The organism is Pseudomonas sp. HP_12 (assembly GCF_055283955.1).
Genome location: NZ_JBTOQG010000060.1, coordinates 61,238 through 81,691 on the forward strand (window position 1 = coordinate 61,238; position 20,454 = coordinate 81,691).

At 61.2% G+C, this 20,454-nt stretch carries 13 protein-coding genes and 1 pseudogene; 5 read left to right on the forward strand and 9 right to left on the reverse strand.

Features of this window, described 5'->3' with window-relative positions:
• Window positions 1-93 precede the first annotated feature (93 nt).
• From cfaB to hflK, 5 genes are all read right to left on the reverse strand, one after another.
• Window positions 94-1,278 (reverse strand): C17 cyclopropane fatty acid synthase CfaB, encoded by a 1,185-nt coding sequence (gene cfaB, locus ACYASU_RS24100; protein ID WP_463584328.1) that lies wholly within the window; start codon window positions 1,276-1,278, stop codon window positions 94-96.
• A gap of 278 nt (window positions 1,279-1,556) precedes the next feature.
• Entirely contained in the window at window positions 1,557-3,512 is a 1,956-nt protein-coding gene (locus ACYASU_RS24105; RefSeq protein WP_463584329.1) for a cation-translocating P-type ATPase, read from the reverse strand.
• On the reverse strand, window positions 3,509-4,576 hold the full coding sequence (locus ACYASU_RS24110) for an SPFH domain-containing protein (RefSeq protein WP_463584330.1): 1,068 nt from the start codon (window positions 4,574-4,576) through the stop codon (window positions 3,509-3,511). Before ACYASU_RS24110 ends, ACYASU_RS24105 begins: the two co-directional genes overlap by 4 nt.
• A complete protein-coding gene (gene hflC, locus ACYASU_RS24115; RefSeq protein WP_192174514.1) occupies window positions 4,573-5,613 on the reverse strand; it encodes a protease modulator HflC in 1,041 nt (346 codons plus the stop codon). The genes ACYASU_RS24110 and hflC overlap by 4 nt, the downstream gene beginning before the upstream one ends.
• 11 nt (window positions 5,614-5,624) lie before the next feature.
• Window positions 5,625-7,592 (reverse strand): protease modulator HflK, encoded by a 1,968-nt coding sequence (gene hflK, locus ACYASU_RS24120; RefSeq protein WP_463584331.1) that lies wholly within the window; start codon window positions 7,590-7,592, stop codon window positions 5,625-5,627.
• Window positions 7,593-8,013: 421 nt separating this feature from the next.
• Between hflK and lpdA the strand changes: the two are divergent.
• The 5 genes and pseudogenes from lpdA (at window position 8,014) to ACYASU_RS24145 (ending at window position 15,210) form a co-directional block, all read left to right on the forward strand.
• Window positions 8,014-9,415 (forward strand): annotated as a pseudogene (gene lpdA, locus ACYASU_RS24125) (dihydrolipoyl dehydrogenase).
• 194 nt (window positions 9,416-9,609) lie between these two features.
• A complete protein-coding gene (locus ACYASU_RS24130) occupies window positions 9,610-11,229 on the forward strand; it encodes a glucan biosynthesis protein D (RefSeq protein ID WP_282365426.1) in 1,620 nt (539 codons plus the stop codon).
• A 459-nt stretch (window positions 11,230-11,688) separates the two neighbouring features.
• Entirely contained in the window at window positions 11,689-12,993 is a 1,305-nt protein-coding gene (locus ACYASU_RS24135) for an O-antigen ligase family protein (protein ID WP_463584332.1), read from the forward strand.
• 13 nt (window positions 12,994-13,006) lie between these two features.
• Window positions 13,007-14,290, forward strand: a complete 1,284-nt coding sequence (locus ACYASU_RS24140) for a hypothetical protein (RefSeq protein WP_463584333.1) — start codon at window positions 13,007-13,009, stop codon at window positions 14,288-14,290.
• 158 nt (window positions 14,291-14,448) lie between these two features.
• Entirely contained in the window at window positions 14,449-15,210 is a 762-nt protein-coding gene (locus ACYASU_RS24145; protein ID WP_463584334.1) for a substrate-binding periplasmic protein, read from the forward strand.
• 36 nt (window positions 15,211-15,246) lie between these two features.
• Here the strand turns inward: ACYASU_RS24145 and ACYASU_RS24150 are convergent, their stop codons facing one another.
• Genes ACYASU_RS24150 through ACYASU_RS24165 form a run of 4 tightly spaced genes read right to left on the reverse strand, consistent with a single transcriptional unit; the run spans window position 15,247 to window position 20,414 of the window.
• On the reverse strand, window positions 15,247-17,049 hold the full coding sequence (locus ACYASU_RS24150; RefSeq protein ID WP_463584335.1) for an FAD/NAD(P)-binding protein: 1,803 nt from the start codon (window positions 17,047-17,049) through the stop codon (window positions 15,247-15,249).
• The gene (gene sbnB / locus ACYASU_RS24155) at window positions 17,040-18,047 is read right to left on the reverse strand and encodes a 2,3-diaminopropionate biosynthesis protein SbnB (protein WP_463584336.1); all 1,008 of its coding nucleotides are present in this window, start codon (window positions 18,045-18,047) and stop codon (window positions 17,040-17,042) included. The genes ACYASU_RS24150 and sbnB overlap by 10 nt, the downstream gene beginning before the upstream one ends.
• The gene (sbnA, locus tag ACYASU_RS24160) at window positions 18,040-19,059 is read right to left on the reverse strand and encodes a 2,3-diaminopropionate biosynthesis protein SbnA (RefSeq protein WP_336620209.1); all 1,020 of its coding nucleotides are present in this window, start codon (window positions 19,057-19,059) and stop codon (window positions 18,040-18,042) included. The genes sbnB and sbnA overlap by 8 nt, the downstream gene beginning before the upstream one ends.
• On the reverse strand, window positions 19,056-20,414 hold the full coding sequence (locus ACYASU_RS24165; RefSeq protein ID WP_463584337.1) for a SidA/IucD/PvdA family monooxygenase: 1,359 nt from the start codon (window positions 20,412-20,414) through the stop codon (window positions 19,056-19,058). Before ACYASU_RS24165 ends, sbnA begins: the two co-directional genes overlap by 4 nt.
• Window positions 20,415-20,454: the final 40 nt, after the last annotated feature.

A 20,454-nucleotide genomic window follows, 5' to 3' on the forward strand; every position in this document is an offset into this window, starting at 1 on the left:
GGCTTGCACACGAAGACGGCATTTCAACCGCCGATGATTCGGTGGATGTACCGACGTCTTCGCGAGCGAGCTCGCTCCCACCCGTTTAAGCAATTACGCGTAGATATCGTCCCTGGTCAGCGGCAAGTGATGGCTGCCGTCTGCATACGGCTTCACCGCCAATATCTGGTGCAGGTTGATCCAGCCCTTGGAAAACGCATAGGCACAGCCGGCCAGATACAACCGAAAGATTCTCAGCGCCTGCTCAGGCACCATCGCAGCGGCGACGTCGAGTTTCTCTTCCAGACGGGCACTCCAGTGCTCAAGGGTCTTGGCGTAATGCAGGCGCAGACTTTCCACATCGACCACTTCCAGACCCGCCTCGCTGATGAACCCGGTGATCATCGACAGGTGCGGCAGCTCACCGTTGGGAAACACATAGCGATCAATAAAGTCACCCGCGCCGCGCCCGACAGGACGCCCGTCGGTGTGCTTGGCGGTGATGCCGTGGTTCATCACCAGACCGCCCTCCTTCACTGCGTCGAACAGGCATTTTGCGTAAAGCTCGAGATTGGCGTGGCCGACATGCTCGAACATGCCGACGCTGACGACCTTGTCGAAGCGGCCGTCTTTGGGCAGATCCCGGTAATCGAGCAGCTGCAGTTCGACACGGTCCTGCAGACCGTCTGCGCGCACCCGCTCCCGGGCCAGCGCCAATTGCTCGCGGCTTAACGTGATGCCGAACACCTTGACGCCGTATTCACTCGCGGCGAAGCGGGAAAGCCCTCCCCAGCCACAGCCGACATCGAGCAGGTATTCCCCGGGTTTAAGGCGCAGCTTGCGGCACAGGTGGTGAAACTTGTCCTGTTGGGCCTGATCGAGCGTCTCGTTGCCGGTCTTGAAATACGCGCAGGAGTAGACCATCTCCCGGTCCAGCCACAGGCGATAGAAGTCATTGGAGAGGTCGTAGTGGTAGGAGATCGACGCAGCATCGGTGGCCTTGTCGTGCTCGGTGCGCACAGGGAGGTTGTCGTCGTCCTCGTCGACCAGCGCCTTGGTCAGCTCGTCGCACACCCGGACTACTTCGCTGATCGAACCTTCCAGCTCAAGCCGGCCCTCAACGAACGCGCTGCCAAGAAGGCCAAGACTAGGGTGGGTGAAATCAGAAACGAGGGACGGGTCCTTGACCACGATCGTGACGCAGGGGTCACTGCCCAAATCAAGCTCGTTGCCGTCCCAAAGCTTGAGACGCAGCGGCAGATGAAGGTTCTGTAACGCCGGTGGAAGTTGCGCGAGCATATGAAATCCCCCTGATCCAGCTACATGGAAAAGGGTAGTCCATAACCGGCTCCAGATCAGGAGCCGTCAGGCGATTGGCTGGTTTGAACGACGACGAACCTACAACGGGTACGACGCTGTGCCCCAGAATTCGAGCCAGTGTGACGCCTGTAAATGGAGCACCCCGAAACGAGACTGGAGTTAATTTGTAACAGAGTTCTTCAAAGCTCAAGCGAATTTTAATACTTAGTGAGAGCCTCTAACCCGGCGCTTTCGGTACAAGCGCCGGGGAATCTGGCTCAGGAGGGATTGTGAAACTTCGCGATGGGCTCGTGAAAACGCAGCAGCCGCCCGGCATTGCCCAGTACCAGCAGCGTGCTGAGGTTATGCAAGACCGCAGCGATCATGGCGCCTGCCGCGCCCAGCACGCCGAAAGCCGCCATGGCGACAATGGCCAGCGTCCAGCCGAGTCCGATGATCACGTTCACCTGCAGAGTGTGGCGGCACAGGCGGCTCAGCCGCACACAGGTGCCCAGGCGGCGCAGGTCACTGCCGATCAACACGATGTCGGCGGAGGCCAACGCGATGTCCGCCCCGCCCGCCCCCATCGCGACGCCGACAACGCCGGCCTTTAGCGCCAGGGAGTCGTTGATGCCATCGCCGACGACCATCGGGCGAAAGCCTTTTTTGATTTCGCTCATGACCCGATTGAGCTTGTCCTCGGGCAACGCCTGGGCGTGGATATCACTGATGCCGACCTCGTGGCCCAGGCTGTCGGCGACACTCTGGCGATCACCGGTCAGCAGCAACTGCCGGCCCAGGCCCAGCTCGCGCAGCTCACTCAACGCCTGACGAGCCTCGGGCTTGAGGCTGTCCGCCAGCAGCAGCCAGGCCAGAAAGTGCCCGTTTACCGCGAGCCCGGCAATCGGGCCATCGTGGTCGGGAACCGGCGAGGTCGCGATGCCCAACTGCGCGAAGAGCTCAGGCCGCCCTAACGCCGCTTCACCCCGGGCGGTCTGTGCAACGACGCCCAGCCCCTGGCGCTCACGAATGTCGTCCAGGGGGAGCAGATGATCCTTGTCGACCAACGTCGCCAGCGCGCGACTGACCGGATGGCTGCTTGCCGAACCCAGGCTTGCCGCCAGCGCAATAACGTCGTCACCTGCGCCCTCCTCGGCCTGAACCGACTGCAGGCGCAAACTCCCATAAGTCAGTGTGCCGGTCTTGTCGACGACCAGCGAAGTGAGGTCAGCCAGCTCTTCAAGAAAGGCCGAACTGCGGATCAGAATGCCGTGGCGCGCGGCGACTGCAATACCGGCGATGGCGGTCGCCGGCGCCGACAGCACCAACGCGCAGGGACACGCAGCCACCAACACGGCCAGCATGGCCTGGGCGTTATTAGTGATGAACCAGGTCACGGCCGCAATCAGCAGCACCAGCACCATGTAGCTGCCGGCGTACTTTTCCAGCAGTCGGGTGATGGGCGGTTTGGAGCGTTCGGCGCTTTGCATCAGCGCGATGACTTTGCCCAGGGTCGACTCGTTGCCGATACGCGTCACTTCGATACGCAGCAGACCGTCGAGATTGATCGCGCCGCCAAAGACTTCCATACCTGCGCGCGCTTCAAGCGGGACGGACTCGCCGGTAATGGGCGCCGTGTCGAGGCTGGCCTGCCCCGAGATCACCAAGCCGTCAGCCGGTACACGATCGCCAGCGCGCACTTCGACGCGATCACCTGCCACCAGCGTCCCGTTGTCGACTTCGCGGATCACGCCGTCCTTATCGATCAGCCGGGCGTGGCTGCGGGTCAGACGGCCCAATGCCTGAATGGCTTCCTGGGAGCCAATCACGCTGCGCTCCTCCAGCACGTGGCCGAAGATCATGATGATGGGCAGCAACGCGGCGGTCATCAGATCGCCCGTCGCCCAGGCGCCGAGCATGGCCAGGGCAATCAGTTGATCGGTAATGCCGTGCAGGCTGGGATAACGCAGGCTGTGCCAGCCGGCGCTGACCACCGGGATGGCCACCAACAGCGAGGCGGCGCCCAGCAGCAATTGGCTGACGCCGACTTGCTCGGGCGAGAAGAATCGCCAGACCAGCCCCAATGCAAGCAAGCCCAGGGCAAGCATCGCCAGCGTCAACTGACGGGCTGCGCTGCGCTGTTCGCGGCTGGTGAGCATGCTGCCGGCCGCGACTGGCGCGGCATGCGTGTGAGAAGGATCGTGGGAATGGTTATGCACGGCTTCGCCACTCATTTGTCAGCTCCCTGGATGATCAGGCGGGAATCGTCGCGTGGATCGACCGTGGTCACTGAACCCGCCTGTTTCAGGATGGCAGGCACCCGCTCGCGGTAGATACGCAGCAGCAATCCGGGATCGCTCTTGTTCTGGATCGACATCGCCAGGCCGGTCACCGCGGCGGTGTCGGTCTGCGCCTTGGCCAGCCGTTCGGACGCCTGGGCATGGGCGACCTGCAGGGTACGGTCAGCCTGCTGATTGGCGGTCTGGTTGAGTTTTTCCGCATCCGTCCGCGCGTTCGCCACGGCCTGATCGGCTTGCTGACTCGCAGTCAGCACCGCGTTGAACGCATTCACCGCTGCCGCCGGCAAACTGGACTGCACGTCGACCCGTACCACCTCGACGCCCAAACCGACGCCGGTGGCCGTCAGCTCGCCGAGCCGCGTATTGATGCCCTGCACCAGGTCTCCACGCAGGCGTTCGCGACGCTCGGCAGACTGGCTGTCGGAGCCCACCAGTTCGGGACGCGCCACCAGAATGGTGTCCAAGTCCCGCGCTGCGGTGAGGCTGACGGCGCTGCGATTGACCAGACGATCCAGCGCCGGTAGCACGTGCTCGCCTTGCAGCACGAACTCCCGCGGGTCCGTCACTTTGTAGTACGCCGTCACGTCGAGTTGTACGACGCCGGCGTCGCCCGTGAGCAGATAGCCTGACCCTGCCAGCGCGTCGCTCATCGGCGTCGCGAAGCTGGTGATCTTGTCGGCCGCCAACGCAGTGGGTGAGCGCAACAGCGTTTCGACGTGCCGCTCGATCACGCGATCAGCGGAAGGCAGCAGCACCACCTGCTCGAACGGTTGCGGCCAGGCCAGCAGCAAGCCGGCGTTCTGCACACGGTCCAACTCGCCAAAGCGAAACACCACCGCACGGTTCTGTGGATCGATTTCCCGCACATTGGACACAGCCCAACCGAGCGCCGCCATCAGTGTCACGACGTACAGCCCCATAAACGCCAGGCGACTGGCCTGCAGCCAAGGGCTGTTCACCACCGGCCGCTCGATGTGCGCAGCATCGTGCTCGGTCATGGCTGCGTTCCAGCCTTGCCATCCAGGGTCGGCGGGCCATCGACAAGCACCCGGAACGGTGCGGCATCGGTGCGCAGAATCAATTTTGTGCTCGGCCCCACCACGGTGCCGAGGGTGTCCAGCGAGCGCAGCAAGTTGTACAGCTGGGGCGAACCGGCGTAGGCACGGCCGTAAATCTGCGCCGCTTCGACGCGGGATTGCGCCTCGATGTCGGCAGCTTTCACGGTTGCATCGGCCTCGACAATCCGCGCGTCGCGTTCCGCAGCGGAGCGGATCTGCGCCGCCTCGCGCTTGCCGATGGCGGTGCGCTCGGTGGCGATCGTCTCACGCTCGGCGCGCATCCGGTCGACCGTCGCGTTGAGTGTCACCGACGGCAGCGTCAGACGCTCAACCCCCACTTGCAGGACGCGAACGCCGTAAGTGGTCAGCAGTTGCTTGTCGATCTGCTGACGCAGCTGGTTTTCGAAATCGGCGATGCGCACCTGATTGGCGTCGGTGTTGATCAGGCTCGACAGATCGAAGCTGGCGGCGGTGGTCTCCAGTGCCGAGCCGACGAAGGTGCGGATCTGTCGGGCTGCTTCGTCCGGCTGGTTTTGCACGGCGCGCATGAAGCGCTTCACGTTGTCCGGATCGCCCTGCACCTGCCAGGCCACGTACGCCTGAACGATGATGCGCAGACCATCACGGGTACCGACGTCCTGCAAGCCACTTGAGGTCGTGCGCAAACGCAGGTCGACGGGGATCGCCGCTTCGAATGGCGCCGGCCAGCGCCAGCTCAGGCCGGGATCGAGCAGCACTCGCGCCGGATTGCCGAAGCGCGTGATGACCGTTGCCTCGCCGGAGCGCACCTGCACCAGACTCGCCGCCGCGACCGCGAAGGCAATCAGCACTGCCGCCAACGCAGCACGACGCCACGGAAATACGGCCGGGCCGGAGGCTTCGCCATGGTGATGACCGTGATGATGGCCGCCATGACCGTGACCGCTGTGGTCGTGGCCAGAATGGTCGTGATGATCGTGGGAATGAAACAGGCTCAAGGGAAGACTCCTTATTCAGCCGAGGGCTGGTCAGCTGATTGAGTCGACGCTGCGGGGTCGACCGGGAGGGTAAAAGATCGCAAATCAATGGTCGGCGCGCTGGTGCCGCCGAGCCGATGATCCAGCACCAGCAACTTGGCGTGGGTCAGCCCCTGGGTCAGCTGACTGAGGTACTGCTCGAGCAGGAATGCCTGGCCCGCCTTGGCGTAGCCCTGCTGTTCAGCGCTGAAGCGCAAATCCGCCCCTTGCGCCGTGGCCATGACTTCCCGCGAGGTCGCCGCCGCCTGATCGTGAGCCATGCTGGCGTGCAGCTGCGCCACATTGGCCTGATCGGCCGCCGCGCCACGTTCCCGGGCAATCAACGCCTGAGCGCTGATCTGCGCGGCCTGGACAGCGTGATAGGCGTTGGCCGCCCCGGCTGGCGGATGAATCGACTCGACCACGGTCGCGAGAATTTCCACGCCGCTGTCGAGTTTTTTCAGGTCGCGCTGCACGGCGTCGCCGATGTCGGCCGCCAGATCGTTGCGCTGCTCACCCAGCAATTCGTCGAGGGTGCGGGAAGCAAAGTCGTGCACCAGCACGCGGCTGGCGGTGCTGCGAATCAGGCTGGGAATGTCGGCGCTGTTATAGGTCGCGGCCAGTGCGGCTTCGTCCGTTAAACCAATGCGATACACAAAGCGCACGTCCATGTTGACGATCTGAAAGCTTTGCTTGTCTCCCGAGCCACTGGCGATCACTTGCGACTTGTCGTTGATGTGCGTGGCGTCCCACAGACGGTTGGCGATGGCGGGTGGCGGACCTTCGGCAGGGTCAAGGGTCTGCTCGGCACCGGCTCCCTCTGAGACGCTGGTCGCCAGCTCGTGGACCACGCCATTTTCCACCGCCAGCACCGTTCCGAAAGGCCAAGGCAAACCGGCATGCAGACCCGGCTCCAGGACTTCAACCGGCTTGCCGAAGCGCTCGTAAATGCCGCGGCCCTGCATGGGGATTTCGTGAACACCGCTCAGCAACCAGCCGAGGCCGACGATGACCAACAGCACCGGCAGAAAGGCGCGGCGCATGTAGGTAAACGCCCAGATCTGCCGCAGGTCGATGCCGAAGCGGTTGTGCAACTCGTTTTGCAACGCCAGCAGCGGGCGCGGCGGCCAGCGCAGCAGACCGGCGACAAAGCTGGTGGCGATCAAGCGCGGCTCAAGGCGTTCATTGCGCGGGCTAAAAACGGACAGCAACGCGCGGGTGAGCAACTCGACAGCAACCAGCCCTGGCAAGAGTCCGATCAACACTGCGAGCCGGGCGGGCCATACGCGGTCAACGGAGGAGAAAAACAGGCAGAACGCCGTGACCAGTAGCGTACCGATGGCGACCTTGGTCATCTGCGCCAACTGCTCGGCTTCAGGCCAACTGGCCGCGGACTCGTTGCTGAATTGCCGCTCCAGCACCAGCAGCGCAAAACCGATCAACAGGAGCAAACCGCCGACCACGTTACCGACGAGGCCGACATTGCTGCCCGACAGCGCAAGGTTCCAGATCAGGCCAATGCTGATCAGCGACAGCAACGCCCAGCCTGCCAGCCAGAACACTGGCAATCCGACCTGGCCGACCATTGAGGTGCCGGCACCGCTGATACGGCCGAGCACGCGGTCGTACCAGCCCTGCTCTTCGCTGTGAAGCAGCGCTTCTTCGTCTGTTCGAATCGACTCAGGCGGTGAGATGACGCCGACGCGCCACTGGCTGACCACGTGGGCCGACTGCAACGCCGCCGCCAGCATAAGCAGGCTGGCGGCGCTGTTCGTCAGCACCGCCGTCCACAGCGAGTTGGGGGAGAAGAGGTCGACGAACAGCGACACCACCAGGCCGATGACGCCCATCGCCCCTGTCAGGTACGTCAGCCGTGAAAGACGTCTCGATTGAACAGCCGCCTGCTGAAATCGCGGCAGGCTCGCCGGTGCAACGCCCTCATCATCCAGATCAACCCGCATTGCAACTCCAAAGCCCGTTTAACGCTGCCATTCATCACCCTTCCCGCCCACCCACCGGCGTTGCAATTACGCGGCACAAGTGAGGCTGACACAGGGCGTTACGATATAACAGAAGTCGTGAAATTTTCGTCTGATTATTCGTTTGCGTAACGCGAGATGCGGGGTCAGACAGGCAGCAGACAGGTAGATATCGCCTGCCGTCGTATCGAGTTTAGTCACTGCACAGACGGGAAGGCGCCTACCCGGCTAAAGCTGGTCCTGCACACTTCCCGCGAGGCAGTGACCAAACTCGCTCACTTGACTTTGAAGCGCTTCCGGGAGAAATATTACATCCATCATTTAAGCCGCCAAGTGACGCGCGACATTTGTCCGGACGCGGCTACGCTTCCCTCCATTGCTGGATTCCTCAAGGAGTACGTTCATGAGTCACTACGACGTTGTCATCATCGGTGGCGGCCCCGGCGGCTACAACGCGGCGATCCATGCGGGCCAGAAAGGCTTGAAAGTGGCGTGCATCGAAGGCCGTGGAACATTAGGCGGGACATGTCTCAACGTAGGCTGCATTCCTTCCAAATCGTTGCTTCACGCCTCGGAGCTGTATGAGGCGGCGACGGGCGAGGAATTCAAGAAGCTCGGCATCGAGGTCACGCCGACGCTGAACCTGCCCCAGATGATGGCGCAAAAGGCCGAAAGCGTGACCGGCCTGACCAAAGGCATCGAGTTTCTGTTTCGCAAATACAAGGCCGACTGGATCAAGGGCTGGGGCCGTCTCGCAGGGCCCGGCAAGGTCATCGTCACCGACGCTGAAGGTGCCGAGACCGAGCTAACGGCCAAAGACATCATCATCGCCACTGGTTCCGAGCCAACGCCCCTGCCCGGCGTGACCATCGACAACAAACGTATTCTCGACTCCACCGGGGCGCTGTCGCTGAGCGAGGTGCCGAAGCATCTGGTGGTGATCGGCGCGGGGGTCATCGGTCTTGAGCTGGGCTCGGTCTGGCGCCGGTTGGGGGCAAAGGTGACGGTGGTCGAATTTCTCGACCATGTGGCCCATGGCACTGACCTGGAGGCCGGCAAGACGCTGCACCGCTCGCTGTCGCGTCAGGGCATGGCGTTCAAACTCGGCTCGAAGGTCACCTCTGCCGTCGCCGCGGACACCGGCGTCACCCTGACAGTCGAACCCGCCGCCGGTGGTGAAACCGAGCAGATCGGAGCGGATTACGTGCTGGTGTCCATCGGCCGTCGCCCGGTGACGAAAGGGCTGGGCCTGGAAACCGTCGGACTGGAAGTGGACAAGCGCGGCGTCCTGCCCAACACGGGGCATCGCACGGCGGTGGAGGGCATCTGGGTAATTGGCGACGTGACGTCAGGCCCGATGCTTGCGCATAAGGCGGAGGACGAAGCCGGCGTGTGTGTCGAGCGGATCGTCGGCAAGAAAGGCGAGTTGAATTACAACCTGATCCCCAACGTCATCTACACCCAGCCCGAGCTGGCCAGCGTCGGTAAAACGGAAGAGCAATTGAAAGCGGAAGGTCGCGCTTACAAGGTGGGCAAATTCCCGTTCAGCGCCAACAGCCGCGCCAAGGTCAATCACGAAACGGAGGGCTTCGCGAAAGTGCTGGCGGATGAGCGAACCGATGAGATTCTCGGTGTACACCTCGTCGGCCCAAAGCGTGAGCGAGATGATCGCGGAGTATTGCGTGGCGATGGAGTTCGCCGCGTCAGCCGAGGACATCGCCCTGACCTGTCATCCCCATCCGACACGATCCGAGGCGCTGCGTCAGGCGGCAATGGCTGTCGGTGGACATACCACGCAGGCCTGAAATGCGCCGCCAAAATCGGCCGATCAAGCAACACGTTGAAGCGAAATCGGTGATGCCCTGAAACGATTTTTTTCCCTTTGCGCGAACAAGATGCCGAGATTGTTATCTGTTTGTTGGTAATTTGCGTTCGGCAAGGATTGGGAAAGCGCACTTTTTTGTGCAGGAAGGCACAGCATCTTCAGAGGCTTCACCATATGAATCGCAGGAATCTCTTGAAAGCGTCCATGGCGCTGGCAGCCTATAGCGCGCTACCCGCCTCAGGTCTTTATGCGGCACGCGCGCTGGCTGCGGCGGCCGATGGCGACATCGAACACTTTGACTTCAAGACCTTGCAGGACAACGCCAAGCAGATGGCCGGCAAGCCTTACGTCAGCACCAAGCAGAACCTGCCGCCAACCTTGGCGAACATGACGCCCCAACAATTCAACGCGATCAAGTACGACGCCGGCCATTCACTGTGGAATGACGTGAAAGGCCAACTGGACGTGCATTTCTTCCACGTCGGCGCGGGCTTCAAGACCCCGGTGCGCATGTACAGCGTCGACCCGGCCACCCAGCAGGCGCGTGAAGTGCATTTCCGTCCCGAACTGTTCAACTACGAAGCCAGTCGGATCGACCAGAGTCAGCTCAAGGGCGACCTGGGCTTTGCTGGTTTCAAATTGTTCAAAGCCCCCGAGATTGCCATCAACGACATCCTGTCGTTCCTGGGCGCCAGCTACTTCCGCGCCATCGACAGCAACAAGCAATACGGCCTCTCCGCACGGGGTCTGGCGATCGACACCTACGCCCACAGTCCTGAAGAATTCCCTGACTTCACACAGTTCTGGTTCGAGAAGCCGACCAAAGATGCCACACGCTTCGTGGTCTACGCGCTGCTGGACTCCCCCAGTGCGACGGGCGCGTATCGCTTCGACATCGATTGCCAGGCTGACCGCGTGGTGATGGACATCGACGCGCACATCAATGCACGGGCCGACATCGAGCAGTTGGGCATTGCGACCATGACCAGCATGTTCAGCTGCGGCACCCACGAACGCCGAATGTGCGACACGCTCCACCCGGAAATCCACGACTCCGACCGGCTGGCGATGTGGCGCGGCAATGGCGAATGGATCTGCCGCCCGCTCAATAATCCGGCCAAGATCCAGTTCAATGCCTTCGCCGACAAAGACCCGAAAGGCTTCGGTCTGGTGCAGACCGACCACGACTTCAAGACCTATCAGGACACCGTGGACTGGTACCACCGCAGGCCGAGCCTGTGGGTCGAGCCAACAACGGCATGGGGCGAGGGCTCGATTGATCTGCTGGAACTGCCGACCACGGGCGAAACCCTGGATAACATCGTCGCGTTCTGGAACCCGAAAGTGCCAGTCAAGGCCGGCATGTCGATGAACTACGGCTACAAGCTCTACTGGAGCCCCCTGCCCCCGGTCAGCACACCGCTGGCTCAAGTGCACGCGACGCGTTCAGGCATGGGCGGTTTCATCGAAGGCTGGGCTCCGGGCGAGCATTACCCGGAAGTCTGGGCGCGGCGTTTTGCCGTGGACTTCAACGGCGGCGGGCTGGACCGGTTGCCGGAAGGTTCGGGCATCGAGCCGGTGGTCACTGTGTCACACGGCAAAGTCCAGGATTTCAATGTGCTGGTGCTGCCGGACATCAAGGGGTTCCGCGTGACATTCGATTGGTACCCGACCAGCGACTCCGTAGAGCCCGTGGAGATGCGCATGTTCATCAAAACCGGTGATCGCACGTTGAGCGAGACCTGGCTATACCAGTACTTCCCGCCCGCACCGGACAAGCGCCGCTACACCTGAGTTTGATCGACTAAGGACGTAACGGGATTCAAGCTTGCTCGCGAAACGGCGTATCAGCCGCTGGATATCCAGCGGTGGATACGCCGTACCTGTAACGAAAATGAGTCATAGATAGTGGCCAACAGGCTAGGATTTCTTCTCCTTTTAACAGCGTCAATTTTCTATCCGCTATATAAATCAATAAGTTACGAATACAGATATTTAGCCATCATTAAATATGTCCGTAAATTTGACTAATTGATTGACAGCCCTCCAATCTGCGGCTGATATATCCCTGTCGCACCGCTCGCGAGGGGACCGAAACGCCCTCCTCCTCCCCCGCTGCGATCACCCAAATCATCGCCACTGCACGCCATCGACGGTTATTGCTGCCTGGCCGGGCGGTAGCTTTTTTTCGCCTGGCGGCTTGCTCGCACGCTGACGCTTATCACACGTACAAATGCTCCCGAGGGGCTGCACATGATGTCGACTTCCCCCGTCTACGTTGAAAAACCTTCTTTGCTTTCATTCGATAAATCCACGGCGATCGCGCTGGTTGCGATCAGCCTGATGCTGGTCGAGACCTTCAACGGGGCTTTGCGTTTCTATCTGGATCAGGCAGGGATCTCCGTATTGCTCTACGCCCCGAAGGTCGCCTGCCTGCTGTTCTTCGCATTGGAACTGCGCAGCTTCAAAGCCGGGCCGGGCGTCTGGTTAAGCCTGCTGGTGTTGCTCCTGTCGGCGGGATGGGCAGCGTTGAATGGCGCCCAGGCCGGGAATTTCGCATTTGCGCTGTACGGGATCAGCCCGCTGCTCTTCGGGATCGCCTGCGGTGACCAGATCATTCGCCACAAGCGCCTGTTCATGTGGGCGATTGCCTTCTGCCTGCTGGCTTCGCTGGGCGGAATTGCCCTCGACCGGTACGTCAGTCTGCCGTGGAAGGGCTACAGCTACACCGTCGGCGGCACCGAGCTGAGCGCCAACACCGCATGGACCTCCGAAGACATGGACCGCCCGGCCGGATTTGCGCGAATCTCCAGCTCACTGGCCATCATCATCTCGATTCTCAGTCTGTACCTGATGGCGACCCTGCGCTCGAAGTTGCTGGGGCTGGTGGTCTGCGTGATCGGTCTGGCCGGGGTGATATTGACCACCAGCAAGGCGCCAGCATTGGCGTTCATCGGCGGAACGGGTCTGCTGCTGATGTTGCAGTTTCGCTGGACAGTACGGGCGACCATCGTTGTTGCGGTCGTACTCGGCATGTCACTGCCCTTCGTGGCGATGATGACCGACTTCGATGCCAACAAGATCTCGGCCACCAGTTCGCTGGCGTCCATCTACGACCGGCTGATCAACACCTGGCCCAACGTCATTCGGACGCTGATGGAGGAGAACCGAACGCTCACGGGTGTGGGCTTCGGGCTGGTTGGCAGTGCCGTCGCCGCTTTCCCCGTTGTCGGCGCCGACATCTTCATGGTGTCCGACAGCACCGTGGTGTACCTGTGGGCGACATTTGGCCTGGTCGGACTGTTTCTCTACGCCCTGCACATCCCGTTGTTTTTCATCCTGGCCGACAGTATCAGCCGTTATGGCAAGGCGTTGCTGGTGACGAGTTTTTGTATCTGCATTGTCAGCTGGACGACCGATACGCTGGAAGTTACCCTCGCGAACATGTTTCTGGGCATGGCAATCGGCCATGCACTGGCCATGAAATCGCGGGGCAGACTGCGGGCCCCAAAGCCCCATGAGTTGCCCACGTGGAACGGCCTCCCGGGCCTGAGTTGACCGAGGCAATCCCATGAGCTTTCGCAGCATCGGCCTGAGCGGCCTGGCACTGATGGCCGCCCTGTGCGCGGCCAACGTCGCCGTGGCCGAGCCGTTTATCATCGGCGTCGCTACCCATTCAATGAATAACACCGGACAACCGCTGCGCAGCCTTCAGATGGCAAGCGTGGCGGGCGTCACGTCCATTCGCGATGACGCCTTCTGGTCTACGGCCGAACCTGTGCGCGGCCAGATGCAGATCATTGCGCCTTGGCGCGCATGGCTGAGCACTGCCAAGGGACTGAATCTCACACCGATGGTCATTCTCGGCTACGGCAGCTCATATCAAGGGGGCGCAAAGCCGCGCATACCTGCGGTCAAGATTCCGTACCTGAAATACGTGGACTACCTCACCCGCCAGTTAGGCAGTCCGGCCAGGTTCTATGAGGTCTGGAACGAGTGGGACCTTGACGGCCCGACCGATCCGCGCCTCAGCAATGACTACGTCACGCTGGTCCGTGACGCGGCACCGATCGTTCGCAAGAACAATCCCCAGGCGCTGGTACTCGCTGGCGCCGTAACGACCATGGGCATCAAGAGTGGCTTCGTCGACCGTATCCTGGCTGCAGGGGTGATGAAGTACGCCGATGGCATCTCCCTGCACCCATACGTGCACTGCGAAGGCAGCTACCGCAACACGCCGGAAAGCTGGATCGGCTGGATGCGTGACTTGGACCGTCGAATCAGCACCAAGGTTGGGAGGCCGGTGCCGCTGTATCTGACCGAGATGAGCTGGCCTAGCCACAATGGCAACTGCGGCGTCAGCGCCGAGCGCCAGTCTGCGTACCTGGCGCGCGCGTACTTCCTCATCCGCACCGTGCCGAATGTCAAAGGCATGTGGTGGTATGACCTGATCAACGATGGCACCAACCGCAACGAGCAGGAGCACAACTTTGGCCTGCTTGAGGCCGATCTCCGTGCGAAACCGGCTTATTCCGTACTGAAGGCCATCAGCCCTTATCTGCCTCAGTTCACCTACGAGCCGGCAAACAGCCTGCAGTCCGACGGCGTCTTCCAATTGGCATTCAGCAATGGCCGCGAGCGCATTTTGGTGGCGTGGGTCAGCGGTCGCGAGCACGAAGTCACCATCAGCGCCCCCGCCATGAAAAACAAGCCGGTGCGCATCCTCGACACGCAGACACCGGACAAGGGCATGACCGACTCCCCGCAGCAGTGGGTGTGCGACGCCCAGCGCTGCTCGGCCCGGCTGACGCTGACGGAGTTTCCGAAAATCATTCGCCTAAGCCCTGACTCCTGAGCCGCGACGCCTTAAGACCGCACCTGTTCCAACCCGCCTGACCTGTCAGCGCGGGTTTTTTTATGTGCGGTAGATTCAGATAGTGGCAATACGACATTTTCTGGACATGTCTTACTGCTACCTTACGGCTTGGGGCAGACACGCTGCCGGAGGAACGTATGGGGCTTCGGGGAAGATTCATCGTTGGCAGTCTGCTCGGGCTGCTCATGCTGCCAGCCGTGGCTGAGCCGTACGTCGCGGGCGGAGCTCAGTGGAAGCCGTATGCCTACGAGGACAAGGACGGCCATCTGGCGGGGATCTCCATCGACATCGCGCGACGCGTGACGAAGCTGGCCAACCTGGACGTTACCTTCGTCAGCTACCCGGTCAATCGCCTGCAGTCGATGCTGCGCAAGGGCGAGATCGATATCAATTACGCCGACGCACTGATCTGGAACAGCCCCGAGGAGCAACGTCGATACGTGTTCTCCAAGCCCTATTCCACGGTTAGAGAGCACCTGTACTTTCTGGCCGACCACCCTGCCCGCAGCCAGACCATCGCCCAACTGGAACACCTGACCATCGGCATGGTTCGGGGCTACAACTACCGGGCACTCGACCCGGCCATCGAGCAGCGCCGCCTGACCCGACTGGAAACCTCGAAGGACGAAGCGCTGATCAAGCTGCTCCAGAGCAAACGCGTCGACGCCATCGCCATGGTCGACGACATCTTTGATGAGCTGATTTCAAGCAATGACCTCGATCCCGGCCAGTTCGCCCAGGGCGCACGACTCAGCGAAGCGCCGCTGGTGTTCAAGCTTCAGCCGCAATATGCGTCGTGGTTGCCGCAGATCAACAGTGCGATTGACAGCCTGAACAAGACGGGGGAGCTGGAGCGCATTCGACGCAAGTATTTGCCGGGGATTCAGGGGGCGAAGTGACCATCCCGGCTTAAGCCGGTCCTATGGGCAGAACGCTCAAACTATGGCCCTGACCTCAACATTCAACCCCAACATCTCGCGGGCGATTCGGTCGGCGTCGACGAAGGCACGGGAATAGCTGCCCGAAGACGGGACGTAGTGGTTGTAATAAGTGGAGCCTTCGACAAGAGGGCCGGTTATCCACAGATTCGGTTGTGCTTTGCCTTCACTGTCGACCAGCACGCCCTCTCCATCTTCGGTCAGGCTGTGGATAACTCCGATGCTCTTTAACGAGAGAATGATCTTTGGCAGCGACGATTTGTCACAGGCGGCGCTAACGTGGGCCCTAATAATACAATGCAAGGGCACCGACGGATTGTCCGCGAGAACCACCTTGGGCCCTGCTCCGTCTGCACTGTGGATAACTTGAGAATCTCGCACCCAGTGGACAATTCCCGCGTCGGCCAAGGCAAGCAGCTCCTGATGACGTTCCTTCTGCGGCCCGGCCACCATTCGATTGACGTGGGGCGCGTACTCTCCGAAGAACACACGGCTTGAAGCAGCTGTAAGTCCTCGGTTATCCACAACCCGACGCAGCTGCTCACGGCAACTTCTCCACACTTCGATCGCGGCTTTGATGGGGCTTGCATCAAGTCCTGAACAGCTCTGCCCGATATCGCGCTCGATAAAAGCGCGCATGGCCTGGGGATAATCCGCAGACTCAATGGTCGACACTCGTGGGTTATACACAGCCTCGTCCAGCGGAGGCGCATCAAAACGGGATGCCATTTCTGCCGACACGGCTTCAAGCCGGCCTGAGTGATACGCGCGCGCAACTTCCGCTTTGATCCTCACTGCCGATTCGCCTTTTTGGGAGGCGATCATCCCGAAGTATTCCGCGAGCATTTCAGCCTTTATCAACGGCAGGACCTGCTGCTCGAAATCCAATCCGGCAGGGTTTTCCGCTCGCAGATTAGCGACAGTCGACAATGTAAAAATCAGCGCCGCATTCGAGGTTCGATGGGGCACAATGTCCGGCCGTGTGCGGTACGGCAGACCACTGCGCGAGAACATATAGATACGCGGCTCTCGTCCACTGGGCTTATAGCGTAAGCCTTCCGCCCGTTTGCTGAATTGGCCTCCGCGCCCGACCGTCAGATCGGCAACGACGTCCATGGCGGTCAGGCCTAATCCCTCGATGCCAACCGCTTCTGTGGATAACTTGAAACCGCGCGAATCAAGGTGTGCGTCTTTTACGAACACTCCGGGCAGTTCCTTATCATCTTCATGCAAACGCCGCGCATGGCCCACTGTGATTGCCAGCCAATCCACAGAACACTCGACCTCGGCTGTGGACAGAACAAACTGGCCCATGTCGGTGTGCTCAATGTTATCCACAGCGTGCGGATGATGAACGACGCGCACGTTCCCCGGCAGACTGCGAACGACTTCCTCGTAAGTCCACGCCAGATACTCTCCTAGCCAGCGGCGCGGCAGGAACTCATTGGGCTGTACGCTGCGTTCTTCAGGTTTATGACGCAGACACCATTCGTAAAAATTCGGCCCTTGTCGTCCCGTATGCCCATTGAGGGCGGCCGTGTCCGGAAACATCGAAATCTGCGAGGCAACGGTGTTGAGCATCAGGTATTCAGGCTGGTCGACGGCATGTAGGCCTGGCCCCGGGGACTGAGGCTCAAATACGTTTACCTCGACGCGCCGAGCCGTGTTAATCGCCAGCGCGCAGATACGCTCCAGCACTGTCAGCCCGCGTGAGCCACAACCGACGATGCCGATCCTGACGACGGGTTTCTCCAAGGTTGGGGATAACTTTTCGCCGGCCAGCGCTGCGCTCAGTTCCATCTCAGGGTTTCTCCGAAGAACGAGTCAATGGCGATTCCACGGGATTCTGCCAGTGCGGTGTCGACGATGAATTTGCTTAGGGCCAGGTCCAACACGCCCAGGCCGAATGGCGAGAAGATCGAGGGCTTCGCAGGATCAAGCTCGACCTCGCCACGGATGAGGCCGGCCAGCGTGCCGTTCACGAAAGCTCGGCTGCCGGTCAATTGCTCGGCCAGATGGGGCGATGTGTTGGCCTTCATGCAGTGCTCGATGTCGTCGCACAGGTTGTTGGCCTCCAGCAGCAACTGCGGCGCGATGTCCCGCAACGAGATGTTCAGCACGACCTGCCCAGCGCGAAACGCCATCGGTGGTTTGACGTATGGCTCGCCCGCTGTGGTGGCGAAGATCACCAGATCTGCCGCCAGCGCTTGCTCCAATGACCCAATCCGGGCTGTGCATAAGTCGGCATTTTCAATAAAGCCAGTCAGAGCGTCCGCCGATGCCGCATCGAAATCATGCACAACGGCGTGACCAATGCCCCACCCTTCGACGCTGAGCATTCGCGCGATGTTGCGGGCAATCACCCCTGCGCCGATAAATCCCACCGACGCAGCCTTACGTGACTGACCATTGAGCCAGTAAGCGCCTGACACCGCCGAGGCGGCCGTTCGCACCGCGCTGATCTGCGCGCCTTCCAGGCAGGCATAGGGATAGCCGGTTTCGCGGTCGTTGAGGGTGACCACGGCTGACGCTCTCGGCTTCTGCTGCGCAACATTGCCGGGAAAGCTGGAGATCCACTTGATTCCCGCCACGGCGTCCTCTCCGTCCAGCGCCGCAGGCAGGGCGATGATCCGGTTGGCGGGCTGTTGAGGGAAACGCAGAAAGTAGCTGTCCGGGTTGAGCGTCTGGCCGTCATGGTGCTGCAGATACACCTGCTCGATGCGCCACACCATGTCGTGGGCGTGGCTGTCGAGGATGTCTTTGATGACTGCGCCGGGGATCACGTGAAAGTCAGACATTCAGCGCTTCTCCCTCGAACGTGTGGACATACTGCTTCAGATACCGGGTGATCGGTTGCGAGCTGAGCGCAGTCAGCTCGGCGCGGCCGAACTTCTGCATGACCCACTCATCGTTGTAGATGGTTTCCAGGTAACGCTCGCCGGCGTCCGGGGAGATCGCCACGACAACGGCGTCTTTGGGAATCCCCAGCGAGGGCGAGGCCAACCCGGCCACCACGGTCCCGGTGGAGCCGCCGGCCAGGACGCCATTGGATTTCGCCAGCCAGCGACACATGGCCACCGTGGCGCGCTCATCCACCACTTGCTGCTTGTGCAAGTGATGGGCGCGGAATATCGGCGGCATCTGGCTGGAGCCAAGTCCAGGAATGAAACGCGGGCCGGGTGCCTGACCGAAAGTCACCGAACCCGCACTGTCCACCGCGATGATCTTGGTGCGCGGCGAATGCTTGCGGAAGTACTGCACGCAGCCCATCAAGGTGCCCGTGGTGCCGGCGCCGACGACCAGGTAGTCCAGCGCCGGGAAGGCGATGTGGATCGAGCGCGCCGTGGTGTGTTCATGGGTGCGCGCGTTGGCCGGGTTGCTGTACTGGTTGAGCCACAGATGACGGGGATCACGGGCCACGGCATCGCGGATGTAACGAATGCGCGTGCCCAAATATCCGTCGTTGTCATCGCGCTCGGTGACGATGACGATCTGTGCGCCAAAGGCTTCCATCATCTTGATGTTGTGCAGGTTGGTGTTGGGGTCGACGACGCAGCAGAACTTGTAACCGCGCTCGGCGCAGATCATCGCCAACGCCACGCCGAGGTTCCCGGACGAGGACTCGATCAGCACGGTGTCCTTGTGGATAAGTCGGCGTTCGGCGTAGGAATCGATCAAGCCTATGGCGGTCTTCATCTTGATCGAGCCCGCGGGGTTGCAGGACTCAAGCTTCAGGTGCAGGTTTTCAAAACCCAGGCCTTTTACCCTGACGAAGTTCGAATCGCCGACGATGTGGGAGATGAAATTCATGGCCGTGCCTCGACGTGTGCGGGCCGGGTGTAGCTCGGCATGGTCACCACCGGCGCGCGCTGCCGGGGCTGGGTCGCCAGCAACGCATCGGTCAGGTGCTGCGCACGTAGGGCGACCATGGAAAACGACTGAGCGTCGCTGATGCCATGGGTCTTTTCCGACGTGCCGTTCGCCAAAATCTGCATACCCTCGCTGTGCTGCAGGGCGACGCGGTAATGCCGGTCGACCGCAAGGGTGCCGTCCTCGTCGCGGACCAGCCAGGGTTGCAGCAGGGTCAGCAGAGGTGGCACTGCAAGCTGCTCGTAGCCTGTGCCCAAGACAATGCCGTCAACGTAAAGCACGGTTTCAATGCCGGTATTGCTGTCACGCAGCACCACCGAATAGGCATCGCCCACTTGTTCCACCGAGGCCACTTCGGACCAGGCATGCAGGTTCAGACGTCGGTGCCCGGTGACCTCGCCTTCGTACAGGAAGGAGTAAAGCGCCTGACTCTCGTCGACGTCGATGCCTGCGTAATTGGTCGACCGGATCTCTTCAAATACCCGATTGCGTCTGCCGGGCTCAAGGTCGTGGAAATAGTCGATGTGCTCCGGTAGGAACGCCATATTGGGGAACTGCCCCAGTTGTCCCACCTTGAAACCCACGCCGCGGTGCACCGAATGCACTTGCGTGGTGGGCGCTGCACCGAGCAGGTGGGTGACCGCCTCCCCCGCGCTTTGACCCGAGCCCAGCACCAGCCAGCGCTGCGCGATAGGACCGCCACCGAGGTGGATGTTTTTCAGATACTGGGATGTGTGGAAGACACGGCCGCCGAGATGCGGGCTGAACGCCTCCGGTATCCGGGGCAGGCTGCCGTGGGAAAGCACAAGCCGTTTGGTGCGATAAGTGCCCTTGGCCGTGACGACATCAACACCCTTCAGGATGCCCTTTTCCGCCACCGGTAATACGTCGAGCACGCCTTCGTCGTAGGCCACGTAATCCTTGAGTTGCGCAGCGACCCAGGCGATGTAGTCGGACCATTCCACCCGGCTGGCCGGACGCCCAAGCAGGCCGAACGTGTGCAGACGACCCTTCTCCTTCAGGTACATGGCGAAGGAGAACCGACTGCGCGGATTGCGCGGCGTCACCAGGTCTCGAAAGACATGGTGGTTGATGTCGGTGCCCGCCAGCAGAAACGCGCCATGCCAGGTCGAATCACGCCCTTTTTCGAAGAACCGCACGCGCTGCAAAGGCTTGCGGCCGCTGTCTTCCGCCTCGTCTTCCAGCGCACAGGCCAGTGCGATACCGGCCGGGCCGAACCCGATCGAAACGACGTCAAGCGTTTCACGCACACCTTCGATTTCATACTGAGTCATGGTCATTCTTCCTGAAAGTTGCAAAAGATGTGGCGAGCTT